Here is a 23,964-nt window from a genome sequence, read left to right on the forward strand (position 1 = left end):
ATGAGTGCCTTTGAATACCGCCATGGTCAGCTTCATGTCGAAGACCTGCCACTGGAAGAAATCGCCCAAGAAGTTGGAACACCTTTCTTTTGTTATTCCACCCAAGCTATGGTGAATGCATACAACTCTTTTTCTGATGCTCTTGCAAAAGCAGGCGTCAAAGGCACAATCTGTTATGCACTGAAGGCAAATTCTAACCAGTCTGTTATCCAAACCCTTGCCAAGGCAGGTGCAGGTGCAGACGTGGTCTCTGAAGGAGAACTTCGACGTGCATTGGAAGCTGGCGTTGACCCGAAGAAAATTGTCTTTGCTGGCGTCGGTAAAAAACCATCCGAAATGGCTGTCGGTTTGAAAGCAGGCATTTTACAGTTCAACGTTGAATCTTTACCTGAATTAGAAGCTCTGTCTGCTGTCGCCCAAAAAATGGGGGTTACGGCCCCAGTTGCTTTCAGAATCAATCCTGACGTCGACGCAAAAACCCATGCAAAAATTTCGACTGGAAAAGCAGAAAACAAATTTGGCATTGATATACCAAGCGTTCGGAACTTTGTAGAACAAGCCAAGGTGCTTCCTAATATTGCTGTCGAAAGTCTGGCTGTCCACATTGGATCACAGTTAACAGATGCCAGTCCCTTCAAAGATGCCTTTGCAAGATTGGCAAGTCTCTACAGTGAGTTACAAACTGCTGGTCTACCGTTAAAACGGATCGACTTTGGCGGCGGTCTTGGCATTCAATACAATGATGAAACACCTCCGGATTTAAGCGAATATGCTCAAGCCGTTAGTGAAGCCATGCAAGGTTTGGATGCAGAATGTATCTTTGAGCCCGGACGTTTTCTGGTTGGCAACGCTGGTGTTCTGGTAACAGAAACCATCTATGTAAAAGACGGTACAAATCGTCGTTTTTTAATCATCGACGCAGCCATGAATGATTTGATCAGGCCTTCACTTTACGATGCCTGGCACGACATCACACCGTTAAAACAGCCCGATGAAAGTGCCACGCTCACACCATGCGATATTGTTGGGCCAATTTGTGAGTCTGGTGATACTTTTGCCACCCAAAGACCTCTTCCAGAAATAGACGCAGGTGACTTACTCGCCATGGAATCCGCTGGTGCTTATGGTGCAGTAATGGCTTCGAGTTACAATACTCGACTTAATGCTCCCGAAATTTTGGTTAAAGGTGATCAATATGCGATTGTACGTAAGCGTATTGATTATGATACACTGATAAAACAGGACATTCTGCCTCAGTGGTTGTCAGAATAATATAAGCGACCTTTTCCCTTCTTTTTAAAGGGGCGGTATGTCCAAATGAGCCTACCAAAGGAACATATGGACCGATGGATAGTACCGCCCGAAGAAGACCTCAATTAAAGAAACAGGCGATCAGGCCCGAGCTTGGGTTGCCGTGGAAAATTCAGGCAAAAACCAACCTGACCAAAATCATCCTCTTTTGGGAAAATTTCTGGAAGGCATCCTCGCTTTTTTGGGGAATACTTGGCGCTGTAATTACACTTATCCTTCTGGATTTTCCGGCCCAAATCCCGGTTTGGGGGCATATTTCCTTTCTTGTTTTATCAGGGATCTTAATTATCTACGCCGGCATTAAGGCACTTTTATCGACAAAGATGCCAACTCGTTACCAAACCTTACGACGCCTTGAGCAAGACAATCAACTCTCTCATCGTCCCTTAAGCAGCCTTGATGATCGGCCAATAAAAACATCAAAGACAGGTCTAGGTCTTTGGCTCAACAACAAAAAACGTCTGGCTGCTTCGCTCAATTCACTCAAATTAACATCACCAAAACCACAGATTTTTAAACTGGATCCTTATGGGTTACGGTCATTAATCATCATGGGATTGTTCATTGCCGCTTTTTCATTTCATCAATGGCCAAGTCGTCTGACTTCTGCCTTTGAATTTAAAAAACTAACTTCATTGGCGAACCAACAAGGTACAACCTTTAGCTTGTGGTTGACCCCACCAGATTACACCGGAATGTCACCTCTTTTTTATGACCAGAGCTTTACCCCGCCTGAAGAAATAAATCTGCCAAAAGGAAGTAAAGTAATCGCCCAGTTCCACGGCGAAGAAACCCCACCGGATATTCAACTCGGCGCGCATACCTTCCCAACAGAGCAAACGGGCAAGCTCAACCATCAAAGCGAATTTGTGATTGAACAAAGCGGCACATTAGAGATTGGAAGTTCATTTTCATCACTGATCAGTACCAAGATTAATCTTATCGAAGACTCTCCGCCAAAGATCTTTCTCACCGAACAACCGCAAGGTAACGATCTGGGATTGCTTAGGATCAGTTATGAGGCACACGATGACTACGGCACCAATCTGCTCACCATTGAACTTTGGCCCATGGGCGACACGTCGGAAGCCGAAAAAACACAAATAAAGCTTCCCCTGCCTGCAAGTAAAGTGACTGAATACAAGGGGCAACATTATCTTGACCTCACAGACAATATTCTTGCTGGGGAAGAAGTCTGGTTTCAACTTTCTGTACAAGATCTTATCGAGCAACAAAGCCAAACTGACGCTATAAAAATTATAATACCTGAACGTGATTTTACACACCCCCTAGCCCAACAGCTTGTACAGCTCCGCAAAGATCTGAACACTCCAGGAAGCAAACTAGATGTTATCGCAACACTGGGATTGCTGGTGAAAAAACCGGAAACCTACAATCACGATAGCCTTGTGGCCTTAACAATGAGTATTGCGGGGAAACATCTGCTTTTTAATCACACGCCACCGGCAGTCAAAGAAAGTCAAAGTATCCTTTGGAAAACAGCATTGCATCTTGAAGATGGTCGCATCAGTACCGCACAAAGAGAACTAAGAAACATTCAGCAGCAGCTACGAGATGCCCTGAGTTCAAATGCAGATCAAGATGAAATCTCTCGCCTTATGGATCAATTACAACAGGCTGTGGATCAACTTTTGACAAACATGCTGGAAGATTTCTTAAACAACGCTGACAAAAAGGCTCCGGCACAAGCATCCGACAATGCCCAAACAATTGAAAGTAAAGATCTCCAGAACATGATTGAGCAAGCTCGCATGCTTGCTGAAAACGGTTCAATGGAAGAAGCAATGGAGATGTTATCCCAGCTTCAGAATATGCTTGAAAACCTTGCGTTCCAGCAGGGGCAGCAACCTGGCAACAATGCTAACGATGTAGGTCGGGAAACATTCGAAAAACTTCAAGAACTCACAAAGAGACAGGAAGAACTTCTGGAAAATAGCTACAAACGGCAACAAGAAGCTCAGAAGCAGCAAGACGGAAATGGATCTAAACCCTCACCTCAGACCATGCCAGGCGATGGTCGTCCCGGCGAGCAGGCCAGAGAACAAAAAAATGAACGCTATCGTGATGCCAAAAGCCAGGAACGTATTCGGCAAGAGCTTGAACAGATGATGGAAAATATTCAGGAACTGCTTGGTAATTTACCCGAAGATTTTGATCAGGCCGAGCAATCTATGGGGATTGCCCGTGACGCCCTTCAAGGTCAGGATGGTGAAGGAAAAGAGAATGAACAAGCTGTTCGCGCACAGACTAGAAGCTTGCGAAAACTGCAAAATGGTACTGAGCAAGCAGCTGCAAAATATTTAAAAATGCTCAGCCAGGCTCCTGAGCGGGGGAGCGGCTGGGTCAGAGGTAAAGATGGATCTGGCCGAGATCCATTTGGAAGAAACATCGGAAACAAAGGAGGAAGCATCGCCAAGCAAGGCGTTCCCCTACCAAACGAAACCGATGTTATGAGAAGTAGGTCTATCTTGGAAGAACTAAGAAACAGGCGCAATGACCGTCAACGCTCTCAAGAAGAAAGAACCTATATACAGAAACTGCTGGAGCGCTTTTAGAGGTATCTCGCAGGAAACAGAATCGTTCAGGTCTAACTTTCTTTTACACCTAAGGCTTCTTCTGCTGCGTCGCAAATTTCCTGAAGGCTAAAGGGTTTTGTCACAACTTTAAAAATCAATTCTTCCAGATTATGCGCCCGTTGTTTTTCTGCCGAATAACCGGTCATAAGTAACACGGGCATATCAGGTGCATCTTTTGCGACCTTGAGAGCCAACCCGATACCATCCAATCCCGGCATAACAATATCAGTGATCAATAAATCATATGTATCTTCACCAAGAGCCTCTAAGGCTTGCATTCCGTCGCCAACGGCTTTTACATCGTGATTTTTATGCGTCAAAGCCCGTGCGACAAAACTACGAACAGCATTATCATCTTCAGCTATCAAAATCTTCGACATACAGGCCCACCGCTAACACGTTACACTTATGGTTAACATTACGTTAATTAGAGGATATCACGGAGTTACCAGTGACGCCATGCTTGAAAAATAACGCGTTGAAAGACCACAGCTAATGGATTTATTCTGCAACAGGAGAAAAATCCGGATTTTGTAAAGCATCCTCGTCCGATATAAAGTTCACATTGACCAGCTTAGCTTTGGAACTGTTCACCAGTTCAATTAAAAACGTAATTTTTTCTTCCGGATCAAGATAAGCGACATCAGCAATAATCGTCTTACGAGATACAGCCTCACCACTCTCTGTTCTCATTGCACCAAGTAATTTAGGCACAACAACCTTCTTATCGGTCGTGTTCTGAATTTCACCAGTTATAACAATAAGCTTCTGACCATCCCGCGAGGCCCGCTCAATCTCTTGATTTTCTATCGCAAGCCCATAACCAACAGGATAAACTTGGAGATCGAGAAAGTCATAAACCTTCATTGCCTCGGGGACGGTATTTACAATTTGAATACGTACAGATTGATCAGCAACAGCGTAACCCGCGCCTCCACCCAAGATAAGAAGCAATAGCCAGGCAATGAGCCCACCTTTGCCTTTCTTCTTCTCTTTCTTTTTATCCGCCGCAAAGCCTTTCGGGCGCTTGGAGCGTACATTCCCAGGCTCAACAAAATCATCATCCAACGGCGAAGGTTCCGGTGGCATTGGTGAGGGTGTATCCGCAGAAGATGCCGCTACATTTTCATCAGTAGGAATGTCCGCATCCGTCGGCGTAAATTCAAGCTCTGGCTCCTGAAACCATGTATGCCGACAGCTACTGCATCGAACTTTTCGCCCGGAATCACCCAAGGCTTCAGAGGCAATTCGGAATTTGCTACTGCATTCAGGACAAGAAACAATCATGCGATTTTTCACCAGCGAAGAAACTAAATTGGCCTTAATTTATACGGGCCATAAAATACGATGGCAAGTAAGGCCTTACACAACGGACGTTTTTGTTCTCTGATCAATGATTTATCAGGGGACAAGGCTTTACGCTAGCGGACAAAATATGTCATTGTTTCTCCGTCATTCACCACTATGGATTTCAAACTTTTGGTCCGCTTTCAAGATGTTCATTTGCGTTATGGCTCTGGCCCCGATGTCCTGCATCAGGTCAATTTAACTCTCGCACCGGGTTCTTTCCACTTTATGGTTGGGCCAAGTGGTGCAGGAAAATCATCCCTATTGCGCTTGATGTACCTGGCACATCGTCCGTCTTCTGGTCGTCTCAGTATTTTTGGACGGGACGTATCCCAACAAGACCGAAAAGAACTGACCATGCTAAGACGACGCATTGGCATTATTTTTCAAGATTTTCGACTACTTGATCATCTGACCGCATTGGAAAATGTTGCCCTGCCGCTCACGATTACCGGGCAGTCACTAGATAAAGTCAGACGAAATGTAAGTGAATTACTCTCCTGGGTTGGCCTTGCTGATTATCTGGATGCGAAACCGCCAACATTATCTGGCGGTCAACAGCAACGTGTTGCGATTGCACGCGCTGTTATTGCACGTCCCAGCCTGCTTTTAGCTGATGAACCAACAGGGAATCTGGATGATAAGATCGCTGAGCGGTTACTCTTCCTGTTTGAAGAACTGAATAAACGCGGCACAACCATTGTCGTGGCATCCCATAATGAAGGACTGGTAAACCGTTTTAATCACCCCGTTTTTAAAATAGTGAATGGCGAAGTAAGACTGATCCGGAACCAACAAAATTCTCCTGTAACACCGACAGCGGAGAACATGTAATGTTTGGGAACAAAAACGATGTGCCTCTCGACAGAGACGCATCCAGCAGGTTTTTACCTTGGTTGATCGCCATGATGGTTTATCTGGCCACCATGTCGCTGATTATCGCAATCACAATGAACAAACTTGCCAATCGCTGGGACCAGGGTCTTTCAAGTAGCTTAACAATACAAATTCCTGCCGAACCTTCCGCAGAAAAGCGTCGAACCCTAGAAAAACAACTCAAAACCTTTATTACGAAGATCGAAAACCTGGATAATATTTCACGGGTTGAACAGCTAAATGACACCGAGTTAAACAAACTTATGGAACCCTGGTTAGGCAAGGATATATTACTTCATGATTTACCTATTCCTTACCTGATCTCAATCGAACTAGACAGTTCCAGCGCCAAAACAATTGATGAAATAAAGCTTATTCTGGCACAAGATATTCCTAATGCCAGTGTTGATGATCATCAACGATGGCTTGGCAATCTGTTAGGCCTAACCAAAATCATTCAAATCATTGCCCTACTGGTCGTAATCTTGGTTGGCGGAGCAGCAGCCTTAATGGTTATTCTCGTCACTCGTATGGGCCTCGCGATTCATCGTCAGGTTGTTGAACTTTTCCACCATATGGGTGCACATGATTCATACATCGCTTCACGCTTTCAGTTTCACGCCTTGAAGCTCAGCATCGTCGGCGGCCTTTCAGGACTACTTCTTGCGGGCATCACAGTTGCCAGCTTCAGTTCTCTATTAGGACAGGCAAATAGTGCTATTCTTCCGACACTCACATTCACTTCTGGTGAATGGGGTTTACTCTTATTAATGCCATTATCTGCTTCTTTAATTGCAATGATGACCGCTAGGTTAACTGTATTAAGAAGTTTGGCTTTAATGCCGTAATGATCAGGGAAGACTTTTTCGTTGTTCAATAAACCTATTCGTAAAAGATATGTTCTTTTAAAGCTCGGATCCTTCATCACCGTCGCTGTCCTATTATCATGCGTGCTTGGTTTTTTCTGGTTTGCAACCAACCTGCCAGAAGAAGTCACAAATGATACAGAAGCAGCCGATGTTATTGTTGTACTGACAGGGGGAAGTGACCGCATAAACACTGGCCTTGATTTATTAGAACTCGGTACAGCCAAAAAACTTTTCATATCAGGCGTTTATAAAGGCGTTGAAGTTCAGGAACTTCTGAGATTATCACAGCGTGCGCCCAAAAATTTGGAATGTTGTGTCAAACTGGGATATCAGGCCGATGACACGCGGGGAAATGCACTCGAAAGCCAAAACTGGATCGAAGAAGAGGGCTACAGCTCATTACGACTTGTCACAGCCGCCTACCATATGCCAAGAAGTCTTCTGGAATTCAGAAATGCGATGCCGAACATTAAAATTCTGCCTCACCCTGTCTTTCCGCAACATGTGAAACAAAAAGACTGGTGGCTCTGGCCCGGTAGCATGACCTTGATTTTATCAGAATATGTTAAGTTTCTGATGGCTCATGTCAGGATCTGGCTTGAAGATTTACAGGCAATATTGATTGGATAAAGACCCGATGATTTTTTTAAGATCCCTTACGTTCAATATTTGCTATTTAATCTGGTGCGCCATTTTCTTCACGCCATGCCTTATACTCATGGTTTTTCCACAGCGATTTATGTTACAGGCAGGACACTACTGGGCGCTTGTAATTTTCTGGTTGCTCAAGGTCATCTGCGGCACCACCTATGAAATTCGCGGACAAGAGAATATCCCCAAAGAAGGTGGCTTTTTGCTGGTCAGCAAGCATCAATCTGCATGGGAAACCATTGCTTTAATGGCTTTCTCAGACAACCCCTGCTTTATTCTGAAAAGAGAACTCCTGATGATACCTTTTTTTGGATGGTATTTATGGAAAGGCGGCGTTGTTGCCATTAATCGCAAGGCGGGAATCAAAGCGCTTCGCCAGATGATTAAGGAAGCAAAAGAGCCCTTGGACAATGGCCGTCCGGTTATCATCTTTCCCGAGGGAACACGAGCAACCCCGCATCAGGAACCAAACTATCAGACCGGAATTATCGCGCTCTACAGTGGCTTGAATGTTCCTGTTTGTCCTGCTGCTGTAAATTCGGGATTATTCTGGGGCAAAGATGCTTTTGTTAAAAAGCCCGGGAACATTGTACTGGAATACCTGCCTGTTATCCCCGCGGGTCTTAACAAGAAAGTGTTCATGAAAACAATGCAGGACACCATTGAGAACGCCAGTAATCGCCTTATGAACGAAGCTGAACAGAAACAAGAGGCGTAAATGGCAAAGCCACGGAAATGTCCAAAATGTTCAACAGAAATCGGTATTGACGAAGACATCTGTTACGCCTGTGGTGAGAATGTTCCCTTTAACCATCCTTGGTACATAATGCCCGTAGGGGGCATTATTGTTATTGGTCTCTTCTGGCTTCTGACTGATTTTGATGCACTGATCCAATACGTAATGCAAAGCATCCCCGATAAATAAAGCCAGGCAAATGAAACAAAACTCCCCCAAAACATTCAAAACGCACAGGCAACAGGAATAAATCTATAGCCATCGTTTTAGGTATCGTGATTTTTCTTTAGATCACTGCTTCTCTAATATCAGGGAATGTGTTTTTGCGCATCAACCACGTTATTCAAAAGGTCTTCAAGGCCGGGATCATCAATACTCAGTGCTTTGAGATGGGAGACGGTATTTTCAAGATACTCAATACATTTACCACTACTGCCTACACCCTGTAGAATGTGTGCAATCAGTTGTTGATTATTTAAGCGACCTGCATATTGATCATGCTTTGTGTCCGCGACAAACGTTGCCGCAATTACCTTCTCTCCTGATTTCAGAGAGATCTCATACCATCCAGGATGATACACGCCTGAAATCATTTCTCGTTCAAAAAGATAATCCATCACCACAGCACGTTCTGCCGCAGGAACTTTATAAGCCATTCCAACACAGGAACCGCCTTCATCCAGCCCGAGAACAAGTCCCGGACATTCTGGTGTTCCACGGTAAAAGAAAGAATAGATACAAAAATGCCGATGAAAGCCATTCAACACAGCAGGCTGGACCTCGATATGTGGGAAACCGGGGTTCCACATTAAGGAGCCATAACCAAATACCCAGAAATCCTGGCCCTCTTCGAGCGGTAATTTCGAATCATAAAAGGCCCTTAATTCAGGGGTCGACATTGCTCTGTTTCTCCGAATCGTCTATGGCTTAGGGAAAGGTGAGTGTAACGATTGCTTATCAAAACGAAAAGCGACGCCCACAATTAAAATGATTTAGTTCCACAGAACCAAGGGTCGAGATAAAATGATGGTAGATACTGACAAAAGCGTCCGTCAGTCATCAAGCATTGCAAAGAAGCTGATCACATCTGGTCTGATCTTATGCCTACTCTGCCTTTCCTTTTCTGTTGCCTTTTGGTTTTGGGCAGCAAATCAGATGGAAACAAGCCTGAATCGGTGGAGTGAAAAACAACGATCCCGAGGATTTGAGATTTCACATAGTCCTCTATCCGTAAGCGGTTTTCCCTTTCTGGTTCGCGCAGAGTTGGAAGAAGCACGGATAAAATCCCCCGAAGGGTGGTATTGGCAAACATCTCGTCTCAGCGCAGAAGCAACGCCCTGGTCGCCTTTGAGCATGATCATAGACCTCAGCGCAAACCATATCATTGATGGCCTTCCAAACAATCACCCCGCCATAACGATCGAAAGTGAATGGGCAAAATCTACTGCCCAGCTAACCCTGGAAGGTGAGTTACTCAACGCCCGCCTTCAGGCAGATAAACTCGTTATCACGCGTAAAAGTCATCACCCACTCACAGTGGCGACACTGGACACAACACTAGGCCCCCTGAAACCAGCGTCGGCCGGTAATTCGCTTCAAGAATTCAATATTTTAATCAAAGCACAGGATATTAATCATCCAGAGTTGAACAAAACACCTTTAGAGAGCCCGATATCCCAATTGAATCTGGATGGCACGCTTTATGGTGCAATTCCAAAAACCAAGCTCAAAAAAGCTCTCCATATATGGCGAGATACTGGTGGATTTTTATCTCTACATGATATGAGCTTACGCTGGGGACCTCTCTTGCTGGATGCCAGGGGAAAAATAACCGTGGACAACCAACTCAGACCTTCGGGGCATCTTGATAGCAGGATTGAAGGAGCTGGTGCAGTTGTCAAAAAGCTTGAAAAAACTGGCATTATAAACAAAGGCCAAAGCTTTGGCATAAAGCTATCATTAGCCGCTTTAGGAAAAACAAATGAACGCGGGCGCCATGAAATAGCAGTTCCGCTTATTATGAAAGATGGCTGGCTATCAATTGGCCCCGTTACATTACTTCGCCTACCGCCTGTCTCCCAATAGATAACTCTTAATAAAAGAGCTCACTTCAAAAGAAGTGAGCTCTTTTATTACAATCAATCCTGAGGACTATCAGGCTCTCGAGCATCAAACGTACCCGCCTGATGAGCATCAACAATGCCACGGCGTATATCACGGGTTTTCCGAAAGCGATCTTCCAGGACGTCCCCTTCGCCCCATCTCACAGCTCTCTGCAACACGGATAGGTCCTCGGAAAATCTTTGCAGCATTTCCAGAACGGCTTCGCGATTATTCAAAAACACATCACGCCACATAATGGGATCAGAGGCGGCAATACGCGTAAAGTCGCGAAAACCACCCGCTGAAAACTTCACAACATCAGCCTGTTGAGTTTCCTCTAGATCCGTTGCCGTCCCCACGATTGTGTATGCGATCAAGTGTGGTAAATGAGACGTAATGGCCAAAACCTTATCATGATGATGAGCCGTCATTGTCTCTACCATGCTGCCCATAGCAGCCCAGTAATCAGTAATACGATCAAGCGCCTTGCTATTGGTTCCGGGAACAGGCGTTAAAATACACCAGCGACCTTCAAACAATTCTGCAAATCCGGCCTCGGGGCCTGAATGCTCTGTACCTGCAATCGGATGCCCCGGAACAAAATGCACACCATCAGGTAAATGCGGTCCCACGTCACGAATAACAGACTCTTTGACCGAACCAACATCCGTGACGATTGCCCCTTCTTTCAAGGCCGGAGCCATAGCACAGGCCAAATCATCATAGGTACTAACCGGCGTACAAAGGATAACCAGATCAGCATCAACCACAGCTTCAGCAGGTGTTTCATAAACGGCATCGACCAAACCTAACCGCATGGCTGTGTCTCGTGTACTTTGGCTACGAGCACAGGCGGTAATTTCTTTCGCCAAGCCATTCTTGCGAGTTGCGCGGGCTAGGGACGAGCCAATCAGCCCAATCCCGACCAGCGCGATTTTATTAAACAGTGGTTCTTTTTTTTCAGTCATTGATAAATGCGGTGAGACTATCGACCACCACCCTCATCTCATCTTCGGTTCCGATTGAAATACGTATATGTTCTGCCAATCCATAGGCCGACATACCACGCACCAGAACGCCTTTATTTTTCAGGAATGTCAGAGCAGCTGCGGCACGTTCGCCAGAACCAAAGTTCACAAGAACAAAGTTGCCAACAGAATCATGCGTCACCAAACCAAGTTCAGACACCTGTTGGCGGAACCAGTTAAGCAGACGACTATTAAGCTCTTTTGATCGGGCAATGTGTTCTTTGTCCTTGATCGCGGCAACACCAGCGGACTGTGCCGCCAAGCTGACATTAAACGGTCCGCGAACACGGTTAAGAACATCAGCAACTTCTGTGGAACAGTAGGCCCATCCCAAGCGAAGCGACGCAAGACCGTGGATCTTAGAGAAGGTGCGTGTCATGACAACATTGTCATTCTCTTCAACCAAGATCGCACCACTAATGTAATCCGCGTTATCGACATATTCACAATAGGCTGCATCGATAACCAGAAGCACATCATCCCGTAATTCAGCACGCAGCTTGCGCAGTTCTGTTTCCGTAACATAGCTTCCGGTTGGATTGTTCGGGTTTGCCAAGAACATAATGCGCGTTTTATCCGTCACAGCTGCCAGCATGGCATCAACATCAATACGCAGATCTTTTTCCCCGGCTTTGACAGGAACACCACCGGCAATCTTGGTCCCAATAGGATACATTAAAAAGCCGTGTTCATTATAAACGACTTCATCATCAACACCGACATATGCGTTAATCAAAAGACCTAACAATTCATCAGAACCGGCCCCGCACACAATTCTGTCTGCGTCCAGATCTTCTGCTTCTGCAATCCCTGTTCTCAGTAAATAAGAGCCGCCGTCCGGATATCGATGAAGGTCTTCTGCAATCGCTAGATAAGCTTTCTTAGCCGTGTCTGAAGCACCAAGTGGGTTTTCATTCGAAGCCAAGCGGCAAATCCGATCGACACCTTCAACTTTAGATTCTCCACCAACATATGGGGATACATCCATAATTCCGGGTTGCGGTTTTAAAGCCATTGTAAAAACTCTCTTATTTTACTGAATAGTTATCGGCAACGTACCGACGAAATTATGCGCCCATTAACGGAACGGCATAACCACCGATTGTCCAGGCATGTGTAATCCTCTGATCAGACAATTCGGCTAGTTTGGCCAGGCGCTCATCGCCCGGGGCCACATAGTCATCCACCTCGATCAGTTGCAAACAAACTGATGGATCAGGCGTATGAATCTGAATGTTAATTGGTTTCAAGTCAGATTTTTCCAACAAACTCGTCAAGGTCGAACGGGACAAAGGTTCAGCAGATTCGACCACGATATAACTGCGATCATGATCTGTTCTTTCCTGCGCGCCCAATCCAACGATAACGGCCTCTGGTCCATCCGTACTAGACATCTGATAAAACGGTAAGCGTGCAATAATTCTGGCGTTCGTTGCAGCTTCACCCTGAGCAAGAGAAAGCCACCAGGGATTACCTTCGCCGGCCTGCGGCAAAGGAAGAACGCCCGCCGTTGCATCACCATCTGTGACTTCCCGAAGAACACTCATTACGGTCTGTCGACTGGAAATCGGCGTTTCCATGCCAAAATGTTCCCGTGCCAGATCGTAGTAAGTATTATCGGCTTCGGGGACATGCACAGAAACTGAAAATCTGCTTTCCAACTGTAATGTACTTGCAAAAATTTCTCGCCAAAGGCGGACAATCGCGGATTTGGGAAGAATACCGTCATGCCGTTTGACAAGACAGCGTAAAACTTCCGCTTCTCTTCCCGCATTAAGACTTGTAGAAGATTTTCCTTTTTCCTGAACGACAGACTGGACAACCTCTGCCCGTCTCATAAGAAGATCATGAAGTTGGTTATCAATATCGTCAATCTGGCTTCGTAAAGAAGAAAGTTTATCTTTTTCAGACATAATTTTTAAAGGCCTGTGATTCTCTATTCCAGAGAAGAGATAGACATAGCGAAGTCAAAAAGTAAAAGGAAAGATTCAGGAATTTAGCACTGTTTCACGTCTGATTATCACCAAAGGTCCCTAACAAAGAAGCGTAACAGAGACACGCCTTGTTCTAAACCGAGTTTCCAGCTGCCAACTTCAGGCTAAAGGTAAAATTTGAGATCACGAATCTTGCTGCGACTTTGATACACGGTCAGCATTTGATGTATTTTGAAAAGCCTGAGGAGCACTCACCAGGCTCGGGCGGCGAATACTTTGAACTTTTTTCGGTGTTCCCGGAACATATAACTGCTTGCCAGCCTCAACAGTCAAAACACCTGCAAAGGTTGGGAAGAACCTTTTACCCATTCTCTCCCAAGCTGGTGCCGATTGAAGAAATGTTAGACGCTGACTTGGCGGCACATAAAGCGAGCGGTTGGTACGCATCGGTACGAATAGCGTATCGTTCAAAAGCTGTGAAATTTGTGACCGGCTAAAGGGATGCCCCCAGCCAAAGGGCGTTTTATCCACACGTGCCCAAATACCTCGTCTATTCGGAGCAACAATTAACAATCGGCCGTCGCCTGTCAGAACACGCCATATTTCCCTCAGCATATCCCGCAGGTATTCACTGCTTTCCAGGCCGTGGACCAGCAAGACCCGGTCAATAGAATAATCTGGCAGAGGAAGTTTTGTTTCATCCACCAAGGACGTCTTGCCTGGTCCGCCACGGGGCCAGTGACAGACACCTTGCGACGCAGGCATAAAGGCCAACACTCGGTCAGCTTCATCTTCGAATTGTGTGAGATAGGGCGTGGTATAGCCAAGCCCCAGAACTGACTTACCTTTCAGATTTTTCCAATGATCACGAATATTTCCACGGATGACGTGTGCGGCGGTCTCCCCCAATCGGGTGCCGTAAAATCCCTGAAGATCAACAACGTCAGTCCACATTATTTTCCCTGCTTCTCACTTAATGTTTTCTGTCGCCAAAAACCAGCGACAGAGATCATAACCAAAAATAAAAACGATGGTCGATCTTTAAAACATAGGGCGCTAAGATCACCTTAACAAATGAAAAGCCAAAAACACTTCTCGCTTGCGAACTATCGCAAGCGTTCAATTGGGACAAATATACAATGCTTGATGTCAGACAAATCCCCATACTCAGTGATAATTACAGCTATTTGATCAAAGACACTGAAACAGGCGCGGTTGCCGTCATTGATCCCGGTGTTTCGGACCCAATTCTGGATAAAGCAGATGAATTCGGCTGGCAGATTACAGATATAATTCTGACACACCATCATTATGACCACATTGATGGCTTGGCTGACATAAAGCAGAAAACCAATGCAAAGGTAACAGGTCCCAAAAGGGATCAACACCGCATTGAGGGTATGGATGCGCTGGTCGACGGCGGAGATAACATCCAGTTTGGATCGAGAACAGCAAAAGTATTTTATGTACCCGGTCATACATTGGGACACATCGCCTATTGGTTCGAGGAAGATAATATTCTATTTCCCGGAGATAGTCTGTTTTCATTGGGATGCGGGCGTCTTTTCGAGGGCACGCCGGAAATGATGTGGCAATCTCTGCAACAATATCTACCTCTTCCTGAAAAAACGTGCATCTATTCGGCACATGAATATACTCTTTCAAATGCCGAATTTTCGCTGACAATTGATCCCGATAATTCAGATTTGAAAAACAGAGTTGAAAAAATCAAAAGCCTGCGGAAAAATAACGAACCGACAGTACCAAGCCTGTTAGGTGAAGAACTAAAAACCAACCCTTTCCTGAGACCCAACGATATCGGAATTAGAAAAAACCTGAGCATGCTCTCCGCAACAGATGCAGATGTGTTCAAGGAAATCCGGAAACGCAAAGACAACTTTTAACGTCCTCTTAAAAGCCAAACGATCCTTTACCCGTATCCTAATATCGGAGCCATCAATGTATTTATGTTTTTCGCCCACCTCTCCCTATGTCCGTAAAGTACTCATGCTTGCCATGGAAAAAGGACTGGATAGTGAGCTTCATCTCGTTCCCATGGGAACCTTCACAAAGGATTCTGAGATTTGGCAGAAAAATCCGTTGGGGAAAGTTCCCGCACTTGAAACACGTGAAGGAACTGTTCTATGTGATTCACCGCTGATCTGTGAATATCTGGAGAGTCTGAACCAATCTCCTGCGCTTGTTCCCCCATCAGGCGATGCCCGCTGGAAAGCTCTGAATTTTCATGCTCTTGCAAATGGCATTATGGATGCCAGCCTTTTGAGAACAATGGAACGCCGTCAACGCCCAAGTGAACATCAACTTGAATCTGTACATGAAGCACAAAAATTCAAAATCGACACAACATTGGATGTGTTTGAGCAAGCAGTTATAGACAAAGCTCTCGGGGAAGGTTTTGGTCTCGCAGAAATCAGTCTCGCTTGTGCTCTGGCTTATCTGGATTTCAGATATGCAGATGAAGACTGGCGTACAGGTCGCCCTGGTCTTAGCCGTTGGTTCAAAGGCGTTTCAGAACGAGCTTCCTTTGTTAAAACATCCCCGCCAGCAGGCTCATAAAATATGAACAGCTATTCAGCACAAGAGATAATCAAGTATCTAGATCTTCAGCCTCATCCGGAAGGGGGCTGGTACAAAGAAACCTATCGCCACCAACCTTCTGATGGCGGCAGAGGAGATCAAACGGCAATTTTCTTTTTACTGGAAAAGGGCCAAAGTTCGCACTGGCACAAAGTAGATGCGGTAGAGATGTGGCATTGGTATGCAGGTAGCCCACTTACCCTGAAATCTCATGATGATAAAGCAGAGACCATCGTTACATTAGGGCCGGACGTTATTGCAGGGCAAACGCCACAACACATCATTCCCAAAGACCATTGGCAGGCCGCCAGTGCAGAGCGGGGGTGGGTTCTTGTTGGATGCACTGTCGCGCCCGCTTTTGAATTTGATGGGTTCGAGCTGGCTCCCCCAGATTGGACACCGGGAAAATAGTGCTCTCCCTATCAAACCAAAAGCATGTGTTTACGCCCCGGCATAGTCCTTTAACATCATTAAAAGCTGGCGCATATCGTCAAAAACGGCATAAGCACCAGCTTCTATCAACTTTCGCCCCTGCCCCTCTTTATCCGAAATATGACCCGCACCAACAAAACCAAGAACAGCTATTCCTGCATTTTTGGCCGCGGTTACACCTGTCACTGTATCTTCAATAATCAGAGCCTGTTCAGGTTTTGCTTTCATCATTTCACAAGCCATCAGATGCAAATCCGGCGCAGGCTTTGGGTGTTTGACCATAGATGAACTAAAGCGCCTCTCTTGCGGAAAAAACATCCCGAGACCCGTTTCATCCAGCGCACTATCCAATCGATCAGTTCGGCTGTTTGAAGCTACGCAAAAAGGATAGTCGAGAGTTGAAAGCGCCTCTTTGATAAAGGGAAGCGTTTTAAGTTCACCCGCCATCTGATCAATCGTGGCACGTTCAACAATTTGCGCAAAGTCTTCCGGCAACTTCGTATCAGAAATCTTGTTGAAATGATCCCTGATAGCCTCATCCGTATAGCCTGCAAATTGATTGGCGACTTCTTTCGGACTTAAGGTAACAGAGTAATCCGCAAGCGCCTGGGAAACGACCCTTGCTGCCAATGACTCACTATCGACAAGAACACCATCACAATCAAAAATAACCAGCTCTGGAAAAATCGTCATCAGCTTCTTCTCACTTACCCTAAGATTTTTGTATTCCAATGATTTACTAGTGATTTATGGCGGAAACAAGACTGATAAAAGAAACCCGTTGTCTCAGTAGAGGGCTGAAACAACGGGTTATTAATCACACGACAAGGGCACTGTTTCACTTAAGCCCACCCCCGCTTAATCTATGGAGTTTTAATCCATATATTGGCCACCATTCACGCTAAGGGTCGAACCTGTCACAAAGCCGGATTTTTCAGAAGCCAGAAAGACGACACAATCAGCCACTTCTTCTGGCTCGCCCAAACGCCCAACAGGTATTTGAGAGATAATCTTGCTATTGAGAATTTCCTCGGGAACAGCCCGCACCATTTCTGTTCCGATATATCCCGGTGCCACAACATTTGCTGTGATGCCCTTACTTGCATTCTCTTGCGCAACAGACTTGGTAAATCCGATGACACCGGCTTTCGCCGCCGCATAGTTTGCCTGACCAAACTGTCCCTTTTGGCCATTGATCGATGAAATACTGATCACTCGCCCGTACTTGCGCTCACGCATGCCATCAATAACGCCCCGCGTCATATTGAACAGGGAATTGAGATTGGTGTCGATCACGGCCTGCCACTTGGCCTGATCCATTTTATGCAACGTTGTATCCCGTGTAATACCCGCATTGTTCACAAGAACGTCTATTGCACCCAATTCTTTCTCTACTTGGACAATGCCTTCCTGACAGGCATCAAAATCGCCAACATCCCATTTAAAAACCGCGATTTTATTGTCATCCCGGAACTTTTGCGCAGCTTCGTCATTTCCAGCATAACTGGCTGCAACACTGTACCCAGCCTTTTTCAAGGCAATCGAAATGGCCGCACCAATTCCTCTGGTACCTCCGGTCACAAGAGCAACACGAGACATTTTATTTCCCTTCGTTATTTGCTGTCTCAGGGCATAGCCCTAACTTTCTGTAACTTAACCCAGGATTTTTTGATAAAATCGAGAGGCATCTACAAAAAAGGCCGCCCCAAAAACAAAGGCAGCCCATCCACAAAGAGTTGCTGCCGATGATATTTTTGTTTTTGCTTCATCAACAGTCTCCCTGATTTCCTTAATCGCGCTCGACACAAAGAGCAATTCCCTGTCCGCCGCCGATACAAAGGGTTGCAAGCCCTTTTTTCACATCACGTCGCTGCATTTCATGAAGCAACGTCACCAGCACACGTGCACCAGAAGCTCCAATTGGATGCCCCAAGGCAATTGCGCCACCGTTTACATTCACAATATCTTCATTCCAGCCAAGCTCCCGGTTAACGGCAATAGCTTGTGCAGCAAACGCTTCGTTGGCTTCAACCAACTCTACATCATCAATCGACCACCCGGCTTTTTCTAGTGCCTTGCGGCTGGCCGGGATAGGGCCAGTCCCCATAATGGCGGGGTCCACGCCAGCCGTCGCCCAAGACACAATTTTTGCCAGCGGTTTAATGCCATCAGCTTGCGCCTTGCTTTCCGACATCATCACAACCGCCGCCGCACCATCATTGATACCAGATGCATTACCAGCGGTGACCGTACCTTCACGATCAAAAGCAGCTCTTAGTTTGGCCAAACCTTCTGCCGTTGTGTCCGGTTTTGGATGCTCGTCAGCCGCCACAACAACTTCGCTACGACGCGTTTTCACTGTAACGGGAACAATCTCATCTTTGAAATACCCAGCTTCCTGAGCAATCGCCGCTTTTTGCTGAGACCCTGCAGCAAAAGCATCCTGATCTTCGCGGGATATATTAAACTTCGTGGCAATATTTTCTGCTGTTTTTCCCATATGATAATCATTCATTGCACACCACAATCCGTCCTTGATCATAGTATCAACAAGTTTGACATCACCCATTTTGGTCCCCGTGCGCATGTGGGAAACATGCGGGGCCAAACTCATATTCTCCTGACCACCAGCAACAACAACCTCTGCATCACCCAAAGCAATGGATTGATATCCCAAAGCCACAGTCCGCAAACCCGACCCACAAATCTGGTTAATGAGATAGGCAGTCTTTTCGTTTGGAATACCTGCGCCTAAAGCAGCTTGACGTGCAGGGTTTTGTCCATCTCCGGCAGTAAGAATCTGCCCCAATATAACTTCGTCAACATCTTCAGGTGAAACACCTGCCCGCGCCAGAGCTTCGCGAATAGCAACCGTTCCAAGCTCCGCAGCCGGAACCGTCGAAAGCCCCCCCCCGAAAGCGCCAACCGGGGTTCTCGCGGCCCCAACAATAACAACACCAGACATTACAGATACCTTTCAGAAAACTGTATCTCAAACAATATGATCAAAAAACCAGAGGCCCGTTTTGTTAGAGCGACCAGCTCGCACTACCCTATTCACTACCAGCGCATGCTGCACTGCAAAATTATTACACAAACCATAACGAAGCTAGCTATGAAAAATCAAGAGAATATTACGTCATTATGACATATAAATTTATTTTTTCACATAATTATTGAAATTATATTGCATTTTTATGCTATTATTTGTTTCATCCAATCTGACACTAGAATCCATGATTTTGATTGTGCACCGCGACTAACCATCATGCCAATGTGCCCTAAAGAGATGCGAACAACGGTACTGTTCGCGATTAATTCTGCCGCAGCAAGAGACGAAGCTTTTGGGACAATACGATCATTATCAGACACAACAGATAGTGTTGGCAATTGCACTCTGTCTAAGGTAATCGCTTCACCTGCAATAGACCAGAGACCTTTTTTAGTCAGGTTTTCTCCGTACCATTCCAGCAGGCATTCTTTGGCAACCCTGTGCGTAAGAGGCACACCATCGTTCAACCAATCTTCCAGATATACAAAAGTTTTTGCTTGTTCTGTGTTTTCATCAAGTGATCTGAAGCGAGAAAACTTTCGCAAAGACAGTGTCGGATCTAACGAGGCAAACAAACCTTGTAGTATTTCACTCGGCAGGTGCCCAATCGACTGAACCAAGGGCATAAGACATTGAAGCCATTTCCCCTGTTGCATCGCTCTTTCGTCCTCGTCCTCGTGGAAATCCCAGGGACTGGCAATCAAAACCAAGGAACGGATCTTTGGCTGACTTAATACAGTCAAAGCCGTCGCTAAGGTTCCCCCCATGCAATAACCAACGACGTTTGGCTTTTGACCGCATTGTTCTACAATATTGTCCAAAGCAGGCTGTAGATACTGAACAATATAATCTTCAAGCCCAAAATCACGCTCTGCTAAATCAGGCTGCCCCCAGTCCATAACGTAAGGCGCCCAGCCTTCTCCGGCTAACCACCTGAGGAAACTTTTTTCCTGCATTAAGTCAAGAATGTAGTAGCGATTGACCAAAGAAGGGATGATAAAGAGAGGATACCCTCCCCTAGCTTCAGAGTAATCCAAAAGCGACGCAGAACCTTGGGACCAGACAACAGGCATTTCGTTTCGCGAGTTTACGAAATTTGCATTCTGATATTTCTTGATTCCCTCTTGATAGAAAGAAAATCGGCGCGCAATGGCACGATCTATCGCCTGTGGGAATTCCAACGGATCTGATCCAGCAATCTTACTCGCGATCTGTGCCTTCATCGTTTCCGGAATTTTTGGAACCAGCTTCGAGCTTGGCAATTTGTCTTGTAAGATCCCCAAGCCGAGTTTTGAGCTCTGCAATGTCATCAGGGCAGACATCATGTGCATTGGCAACGGAATCGGACTTTTCTTGCGATTGGCTCCCACCAGTTTCAGTCCCTTTTTCTTGCCCAAAACCTTGGTTCAACATCATTTGGAAAGGGGAAGGCCCCTCCGGCGCATCTGGACGATAAGTATTATGGTAGAAAGCTTCCCATTGTCTGTACAGATCAATTATGGCCGGATCTATATCAACCGACAAATCAGCCATCAGATGCCATGGCGTAAGCTGTAAACTGGAAAGATGGGTAATCCATAGATCAAGATACTCATCAGCAAGTAGATCAATGTCTTTTTCTCTGTCCAAGAAGCCCTCTCTCACATAATATAAGCATTCGTATTGCGTTGGCTAAAAGCTATATTCGCACAAGCAATGAGAAAAACAGACAAAAAATTCTCTTTTTTTAAGGCTTTTACGCCCTATTCATTGACAGAGAGCATCGCAGCGCAGCAATATTTAATAAGCAGTGCACAAACAGCAATGAGCCAGCACTAGAAACTGGCGTATATAATAAGCATTGGAGGCGAGGATCTTGGCGACCTCAAAATCAGGGAATACCGACGACGCAATCGTCATAAAAAAATATGCGAACAGACGTTTGTATAATACGGCAACCAGTAGTTACGTCACCCTCGACCACTTATGTCAGATGGTCAAAGATGATGTCGACTTTGTTGTCTATGATGCAAAATCAGGAAACGACATCACACGATCAGTCTTAACCCAGATCATTGTCGAAGAAGAGGCCAAAGGGCAAAATCTACTACCGATTTCCTTCTTACGCCAGTTGATCAGCCTTTATGGCGATTCCATGCAATGGGTTGTTCCCAAATATCTGGAACACATGATGGAAGGCTTCTCTGAAAATCAGGATAAAATGCGCCAGTCTATGCAAGAAACCTTTGGCGGTATTTTTCCTTTTGGCAATCTGGATGAGATGAACAAGCAAAACATGGCTCTTTTTGAGAATGCCATGCAGATGCTATCTCCTTTCCAAAATGCCAATGCTTCGCCCCCTCCAAGGGACGAAGAACCAACCAAAAAACAGACTGCACCTCAAACTGCACCTCAGGCAGACAACGGCGGGTTTGACGATCTAAAAACTCAAGTTGAACAACTACAAAAGCAACTTGATGCTCTAAGTAAAAAGAAATAGCAGATAGGATTAAGGCCAGCTCAGCAAAAAAGACATCCATCGATCAGACTTAAGAAGGGGTCCGAATAATATCGGGCCCCTTTTACTCTCACCAAAACCTGGCTTGTTATTCGTTCAGATTTTGTTGTTAGCTTGGGTATTAATATTAGTTTGGAAAAATGATCGATTTCTTCGTAGTTGCATTTTCGACAAGCCAATCAGGCTTAATCTCCGGTTTCCCAAAATAAAATCCCTGAAGCAGGTCAACCCCTTCACGAGAAAGAAAAACAGCTTCTTCGGCAGTCTCTACGAATTCGGCAATTGTTGTATGGTTCAATGCTTTCGCCAAACCAAGTAGGTTTCGTACAAAAATCTGGTTTTCTTCATTATCAAGAATACCAGCGATAAAAGAGCCATCAATTTTAATAATATCAACGGTCAGCGTTTTCAAATGCCTGAATGTCGTATAGCCCGCACCGAAATCATCTATCGCAACTTTACAGCCCAATTGACGTACAGCAGAAACAAAGCGCGCTGATTCTTCCAAATCATGGAGCGCCGCCGTTTCAGTAATTTCAACGATCAGGCGCTTGGCGATATCAGGTCGAGACTTGACACGCGATGATAATGCTCTAAGCCAACTACGATCCGACGCCGTCAAACCCGATATGTTCAGAGACATCGTAATGTTCGGATACCGGACGAGATCTTCCAAGGCCAACTCGAGAACTCTTCGATCAATGACCCGCATCATACCTAGCTGTTCGACCACAGGAATGAACTTGCCCGCAGGAACAATCTTGCCGTCGCGATCAAACATACGCAAAAGAGCTTCGACCAAAACGAGTTCGTGACTTTCAGAATCCACTATCGGTTGATAGGCCAAAGCAATACGATCTTCTTTCAGCGCAAGCTTCACTTCCTCACCAATAATCATACTGGTTCGATAGTTCTCACACTGTTCCGTCGTCAACTTGTACGGCTTAACACAATCACGTCCGTTAGACTTCGCATCCAGCAAAGCACTCTCTGCCTTGGCAAAAGCATCAAAGCTTGTTTTGGTCTGCTCGGGAAAATCAACGAAGCCAACAGATACAGTCACATAAATACGTTCATCGTTAATTTCAAAAGGAGTTTCGCGAACGGTCTGCAAAATCCGGTCTGCAATCGCATCAGCTTCGTCATGAGAAGCCACACTCATAATAACACCGAATCGATCTCCACCGAGACGACCGACAATATCTGCACCACGAATACTCTTATCCAGTCGCTCACCAACTTCAACCAAGACTGCATCCCCGGCTTCAAAACCATAAGCCGTATTAATCATACCAAGATGATCTACACCAACAGCCAAAAACGCGCCGACATTACTATATCTAATAGCCTGTTCGAGAGAGAAATCCAGAGATTCCCGTAATCTTAATTTATTAAAATGCCCGGAAAGCTCGTCATAACTGGCCAAATATTCAAGCCGGGCTTCAGCCTGTTTTTTGACTGTAACAGGTCGCAAGACGCCAGTTAACCGCGTTGGCGCGCCTGTGGTAGAAACATCAACAGCACCACGATCATGTACCCATTGAAAATTACCCGCTCCATCACGAATACGATATTCACAATCGTAATAGGCCTCGCCGGCAAAATGATCCGTTAGGTTCCGCATCCTGGCGGGAAGATCTTCTGGATTGATACGGTTGTGGTAGGTTTCGCCCGTTGCCGGAATCAAATTAGCCTCCAGGCCAAACAAGGAAGCTGCCCTGCCCAACCACATAAGGCTATCTGTTGCCAAATCCCATTCGTACATGACATCGCCAGATGACTCCAATGCGGTGGTCATCTGATCCAGAAGAGAAAGATCTATGTTATTATCACGAGCGGACCGGAGCACGGTCTGTCTACTCCTACCTGAAGATGGACAACTATAAATACCCGTACGAAACACTGATATTCACGTTAAATTTCATTAAATAAT

The 23,964-nt window shown here is 45.6% G+C and carries 26 protein-coding genes; 12 read left to right on the forward strand and 14 right to left on the reverse strand.

The features are described 5' to 3' along the window. Positions 1-1,272 (forward strand): diaminopimelate decarboxylase, encoded by a 1,272-nt coding sequence (gene lysA, locus WH96_RS02375; RefSeq protein ID WP_047762495.1) that lies wholly within the window; start codon positions 1-3, stop codon positions 1,270-1,272. Between the two features lie 74 nt (positions 1,273-1,346). After that, positions 1,347-3,887, forward strand: a complete 2,541-nt coding sequence (locus WH96_RS02380; RefSeq protein ID WP_047762496.1) for a TIGR02302 family protein — start codon at positions 1,347-1,349, stop codon at positions 3,885-3,887. Positions 3,888-3,919: 32 nt separating this feature from the next. Here WH96_RS02380 and WH96_RS02385 read toward each other — a convergent pair whose 3' ends face one another. Further along, a complete protein-coding gene (locus WH96_RS02385; RefSeq protein WP_047762497.1) occupies positions 3,920-4,288 on the reverse strand; it encodes a response regulator in 369 nt (122 codons plus the stop codon). Between the two features lie 121 nt (positions 4,289-4,409). Next, positions 4,410-5,195: a zinc-ribbon domain-containing protein gene (locus tag WH96_RS02390; RefSeq protein WP_047762498.1), complete on the reverse strand. Its 786-nt coding sequence runs from the start codon at positions 5,193-5,195 to the stop codon at positions 4,410-4,412. Between the two features lie 177 nt (positions 5,196-5,372). Between WH96_RS02390 and ftsE the strand changes: the two genes are divergently transcribed. From ftsE to WH96_RS02415, 5 genes are all read left to right on the forward strand, one after another. Beyond that, positions 5,373-6,089 carry a cell division ATP-binding protein FtsE gene (gene ftsE / locus WH96_RS02395; protein WP_047762499.1) on the forward strand — a complete coding sequence of 239 codons (717 nt, stop codon included), beginning with the start codon at positions 5,373-5,375 and terminating at the stop codon, positions 6,087-6,089. Beyond that, positions 6,089-6,979: a cell division protein FtsX gene (locus tag WH96_RS02400; protein WP_047762500.1), complete on the forward strand. Its 891-nt coding sequence runs from the start codon at positions 6,089-6,091 to the stop codon at positions 6,977-6,979. The genes ftsE and WH96_RS02400 overlap by 1 nt, the downstream gene beginning before the upstream one ends. Positions 6,980-7,000: 21 nt before the next feature. Continuing rightward, positions 7,001-7,630: a YdcF family protein gene (locus WH96_RS02405; RefSeq protein WP_047762501.1), complete on the forward strand. Its 630-nt coding sequence runs from the start codon at positions 7,001-7,003 to the stop codon at positions 7,628-7,630. A gap of 88 nt (positions 7,631-7,718) precedes the next feature. After that, a complete protein-coding gene (locus WH96_RS02410; protein ID WP_162200101.1) occupies positions 7,719-8,369 on the forward strand; it encodes a lysophospholipid acyltransferase family protein in 651 nt (216 codons plus the stop codon). Next, a complete protein-coding gene (locus WH96_RS02415; RefSeq protein ID WP_047762502.1) occupies positions 8,370-8,576 on the forward strand; it encodes a hypothetical protein in 207 nt (68 codons plus the stop codon). It begins immediately after the preceding gene. A gap of 119 nt (positions 8,577-8,695) precedes the next feature. Here the strand turns inward: WH96_RS02415 and WH96_RS02420 are convergent, their stop codons facing one another. Then, on the reverse strand, positions 8,696-9,286 hold the full coding sequence (locus WH96_RS02420) for a gamma-glutamylcyclotransferase (protein WP_047762503.1): 591 nt from the start codon (positions 9,284-9,286) through the stop codon (positions 8,696-8,698). 124 nt (positions 9,287-9,410) lie between these two features. On the opposite strand from WH96_RS02420, the gene WH96_RS02425 reads away from it, so the two are divergent. Beyond that, positions 9,411-10,472 (forward strand): DUF2125 domain-containing protein, encoded by a 1,062-nt coding sequence (locus WH96_RS02425; RefSeq protein ID WP_047762504.1) that lies wholly within the window; start codon positions 9,411-9,413, stop codon positions 10,470-10,472. 53 nt (positions 10,473-10,525) lie between these two features. Here the strand turns inward: WH96_RS02425 and WH96_RS02430 are convergent, their stop codons facing one another. The 4 genes from WH96_RS02430 to WH96_RS02445 all read right to left on the reverse strand — a co-directional run bounded on the left by WH96_RS02430 (position 10,526) and on the right by WH96_RS02445 (position 14,406). Next, a complete protein-coding gene (locus WH96_RS02430; RefSeq protein WP_047762505.1) occupies positions 10,526-11,458 on the reverse strand; it encodes a prephenate/arogenate dehydrogenase family protein in 933 nt (310 codons plus the stop codon). After that, positions 11,451-12,533, reverse strand: coding sequence for a histidinol-phosphate transaminase (gene hisC / locus WH96_RS02435; protein ID WP_047762506.1), 1,083 nt, complete (start codon positions 12,531-12,533; stop codon positions 11,451-11,453). The genes WH96_RS02430 and hisC overlap by 8 nt, the downstream gene beginning before the upstream one ends. Positions 12,534-12,585: 52 nt before the next feature. Then, positions 12,586-13,431, reverse strand: a complete 846-nt coding sequence (locus WH96_RS02440; protein ID WP_047762507.1) for a chorismate mutase — start codon at positions 13,429-13,431, stop codon at positions 12,586-12,588. Positions 13,432-13,635: 204 nt separating this feature from the next. Continuing rightward, complete coding sequence (locus tag WH96_RS02445) at positions 13,636-14,406, reverse strand: class I SAM-dependent methyltransferase (RefSeq protein WP_047762508.1); 771 nt, start codon at positions 14,404-14,406, stop codon at positions 13,636-13,638. 185 nt (positions 14,407-14,591) lie between these two features. Between WH96_RS02445 and gloB the strand changes: the two genes are divergently transcribed. The 3 genes from gloB to WH96_RS02460 are packed head-to-tail and all read left to right on the forward strand — an operon-like array spanning position 14,592 to position 16,461. Further along, entirely contained in the window at positions 14,592-15,356 is a 765-nt protein-coding gene (gloB, locus tag WH96_RS02450) for a hydroxyacylglutathione hydrolase (RefSeq protein ID WP_047762509.1), read from the forward strand. Positions 15,357-15,411: 55 nt separating this feature from the next. Then, positions 15,412-16,029, forward strand: a complete 618-nt coding sequence (locus WH96_RS02455; RefSeq protein WP_047762510.1) for a glutathione S-transferase N-terminal domain-containing protein — start codon at positions 15,412-15,414, stop codon at positions 16,027-16,029. A 3-nt stretch (positions 16,030-16,032) separates the two neighbouring features. Beyond that, positions 16,033-16,461 carry a cupin domain-containing protein gene (locus WH96_RS02460; protein ID WP_047762511.1) on the forward strand — a complete coding sequence of 143 codons (429 nt, stop codon included), beginning with the start codon at positions 16,033-16,035 and terminating at the stop codon, positions 16,459-16,461. 30 nt (positions 16,462-16,491) lie between these two features. Here the strand turns inward: WH96_RS02460 and WH96_RS02465 are convergent, their stop codons facing one another. From WH96_RS02465 to WH96_RS22100, 6 genes are all read right to left on the reverse strand, one after another. After that, positions 16,492-17,175 (reverse strand): HAD family hydrolase, encoded by a 684-nt coding sequence (locus tag WH96_RS02465; protein WP_053005583.1) that lies wholly within the window; start codon positions 17,173-17,175, stop codon positions 16,492-16,494. Positions 17,176-17,355: 180 nt separating this feature from the next. Beyond that, positions 17,356-18,081, reverse strand: a complete 726-nt coding sequence (gene phbB / locus WH96_RS02470) for an acetoacetyl-CoA reductase (RefSeq protein WP_047762512.1) — start codon at positions 18,079-18,081, stop codon at positions 17,356-17,358. 54 nt (positions 18,082-18,135) lie between these two features. Next, entirely contained in the window at positions 18,136-18,288 is a 153-nt protein-coding gene (locus tag WH96_RS21845) for a hypothetical protein (RefSeq protein ID WP_156176665.1), read from the reverse strand. Beyond that, entirely contained in the window at positions 18,272-19,447 is a 1,176-nt protein-coding gene (locus WH96_RS02475; protein ID WP_047762513.1) for an acetyl-CoA C-acetyltransferase, read from the reverse strand. Before WH96_RS02475 ends, WH96_RS21845 begins: the two co-directional genes overlap by 17 nt. 230 nt (positions 19,448-19,677) lie before the next feature. After that, the gene (locus WH96_RS02480; protein WP_162200102.1) at positions 19,678-20,844 is read right to left on the reverse strand and encodes an alpha/beta fold hydrolase; all 1,167 of its coding nucleotides are present in this window, start codon (positions 20,842-20,844) and stop codon (positions 19,678-19,680) included. Continuing rightward, positions 20,735-21,163: a hypothetical protein gene (locus WH96_RS22100; RefSeq protein ID WP_047762515.1), complete on the reverse strand. Its 429-nt coding sequence runs from the start codon at positions 21,161-21,163 to the stop codon at positions 20,735-20,737. Before WH96_RS22100 ends, WH96_RS02480 begins: the two co-directional genes overlap by 110 nt. A 226-nt stretch (positions 21,164-21,389) precedes the next feature. Between WH96_RS22100 and phaR the strand changes: the two genes are divergently transcribed. Next, positions 21,390-22,013 carry a polyhydroxyalkanoate synthesis repressor PhaR gene (gene phaR, locus WH96_RS02490; RefSeq protein ID WP_047762516.1) on the forward strand — a complete coding sequence of 208 codons (624 nt, stop codon included), beginning with the start codon at positions 21,390-21,392 and terminating at the stop codon, positions 22,011-22,013. A gap of 145 nt (positions 22,014-22,158) precedes the next feature. Here the strand turns inward: phaR and WH96_RS02495 are convergent, their stop codons facing one another. Continuing rightward, positions 22,159-23,880 carry a putative bifunctional diguanylate cyclase/phosphodiesterase gene (locus tag WH96_RS02495; RefSeq protein WP_047762517.1) on the reverse strand — a complete coding sequence of 574 codons (1,722 nt, stop codon included), beginning with the start codon at positions 23,878-23,880 and terminating at the stop codon, positions 22,159-22,161. Positions 23,881-23,964: the final 84 nt, after the last annotated feature.

The sequence above is a fragment of the Kiloniella spongiae genome, from assembly GCF_001026905.1.
Taxonomy (GTDB): Bacteria; Pseudomonadota; Alphaproteobacteria; order Kiloniellales; family Kiloniellaceae; genus Kiloniella; species Kiloniella spongiae.

Excerpts from the sequence above, each read along its gene's own strand:
- lysA (WP_047762495.1), top strand. The coding sequence starts at position 1 with ATGAGTGCCTTTGAATACCGCCATGGTCAGCTTCATGTCGAAGACCTG.
- WH96_RS02380 (WP_047762496.1), top strand. The coding sequence starts at position 1,347 with ATGGATAGTACCGCCCGAAGAAGACCTCAATTAAAGAAACAGGCGATC.
- WH96_RS02385 (WP_047762497.1), bottom strand. The coding sequence starts at position 4,288 with ATGTCGAAGATTTTGATAGCTGAAGATGATAATGCTGTTCGTAGTTTT.
- WH96_RS02390 (WP_047762498.1), bottom strand. The coding sequence starts at position 5,195 with ATGATTGTTTCTTGTCCTGAATGCAGTAGCAAATTCCGAATTGCCTCT.
- ftsE (WP_047762499.1), top strand. The coding sequence starts at position 5,373 with ATGGATTTCAAACTTTTGGTCCGCTTTCAAGATGTTCATTTGCGTTAT.
- WH96_RS02400 (WP_047762500.1), top strand. The coding sequence starts at position 6,089 with ATGTTTGGGAACAAAAACGATGTGCCTCTCGACAGAGACGCATCCAGC.
- WH96_RS02410 (WP_162200101.1), top strand. The coding sequence starts at position 7,719 with ATGGTTTTTCCACAGCGATTTATGTTACAGGCAGGACACTACTGGGCG.
- WH96_RS02415 (WP_047762502.1), top strand. The coding sequence starts at position 8,370 with ATGGCAAAGCCACGGAAATGTCCAAAATGTTCAACAGAAATCGGTATT.
- WH96_RS02420 (WP_047762503.1), bottom strand. The coding sequence starts at position 9,286 with ATGTCGACCCCTGAATTAAGGGCCTTTTATGATTCGAAATTACCGCTC.
- WH96_RS02425 (WP_047762504.1), top strand. The coding sequence starts at position 9,411 with ATGATGGTAGATACTGACAAAAGCGTCCGTCAGTCATCAAGCATTGCA.
- WH96_RS02430 (WP_047762505.1), bottom strand. The coding sequence starts at position 11,458 with ATGACTGAAAAAAAAGAACCACTGTTTAATAAAATCGCGCTGGTCGGG.
- hisC (WP_047762506.1), bottom strand. The coding sequence starts at position 12,533 with ATGGCTTTAAAACCGCAACCCGGAATTATGGATGTATCCCCATATGTT.
- WH96_RS02440 (WP_047762507.1), bottom strand. The coding sequence starts at position 13,431 with ATGTCTGAAAAAGATAAACTTTCTTCTTTACGAAGCCAGATTGACGAT.
- WH96_RS02445 (WP_047762508.1), bottom strand. The coding sequence starts at position 14,406 with ATGTGGACTGACGTTGTTGATCTTCAGGGATTTTACGGCACCCGATTG.
- gloB (WP_047762509.1), top strand. The coding sequence starts at position 14,592 with ATGCTTGATGTCAGACAAATCCCCATACTCAGTGATAATTACAGCTAT.
- WH96_RS02455 (WP_047762510.1), top strand. The coding sequence starts at position 15,412 with ATGTATTTATGTTTTTCGCCCACCTCTCCCTATGTCCGTAAAGTACTC.
- WH96_RS02460 (WP_047762511.1), top strand. The coding sequence starts at position 16,033 with ATGAACAGCTATTCAGCACAAGAGATAATCAAGTATCTAGATCTTCAG.
- WH96_RS02465 (WP_053005583.1), bottom strand. The coding sequence starts at position 17,175 with ATGACGATTTTTCCAGAGCTGGTTATTTTTGATTGTGATGGTGTTCTT.
- phbB (WP_047762512.1), bottom strand. The coding sequence starts at position 18,081 with ATGTCTCGTGTTGCTCTTGTGACCGGAGGTACCAGAGGAATTGGTGCG.
- WH96_RS02475 (WP_047762513.1), bottom strand. The coding sequence starts at position 19,447 with ATGTCTGGTGTTGTTATTGTTGGGGCCGCGAGAACCCCGGTTGGCGCT.
- WH96_RS02480 (WP_162200102.1), bottom strand. The coding sequence starts at position 20,844 with ATGACATTGCAGAGCTCAAAACTCGGCTTGGGGATCTTACAAGACAAA.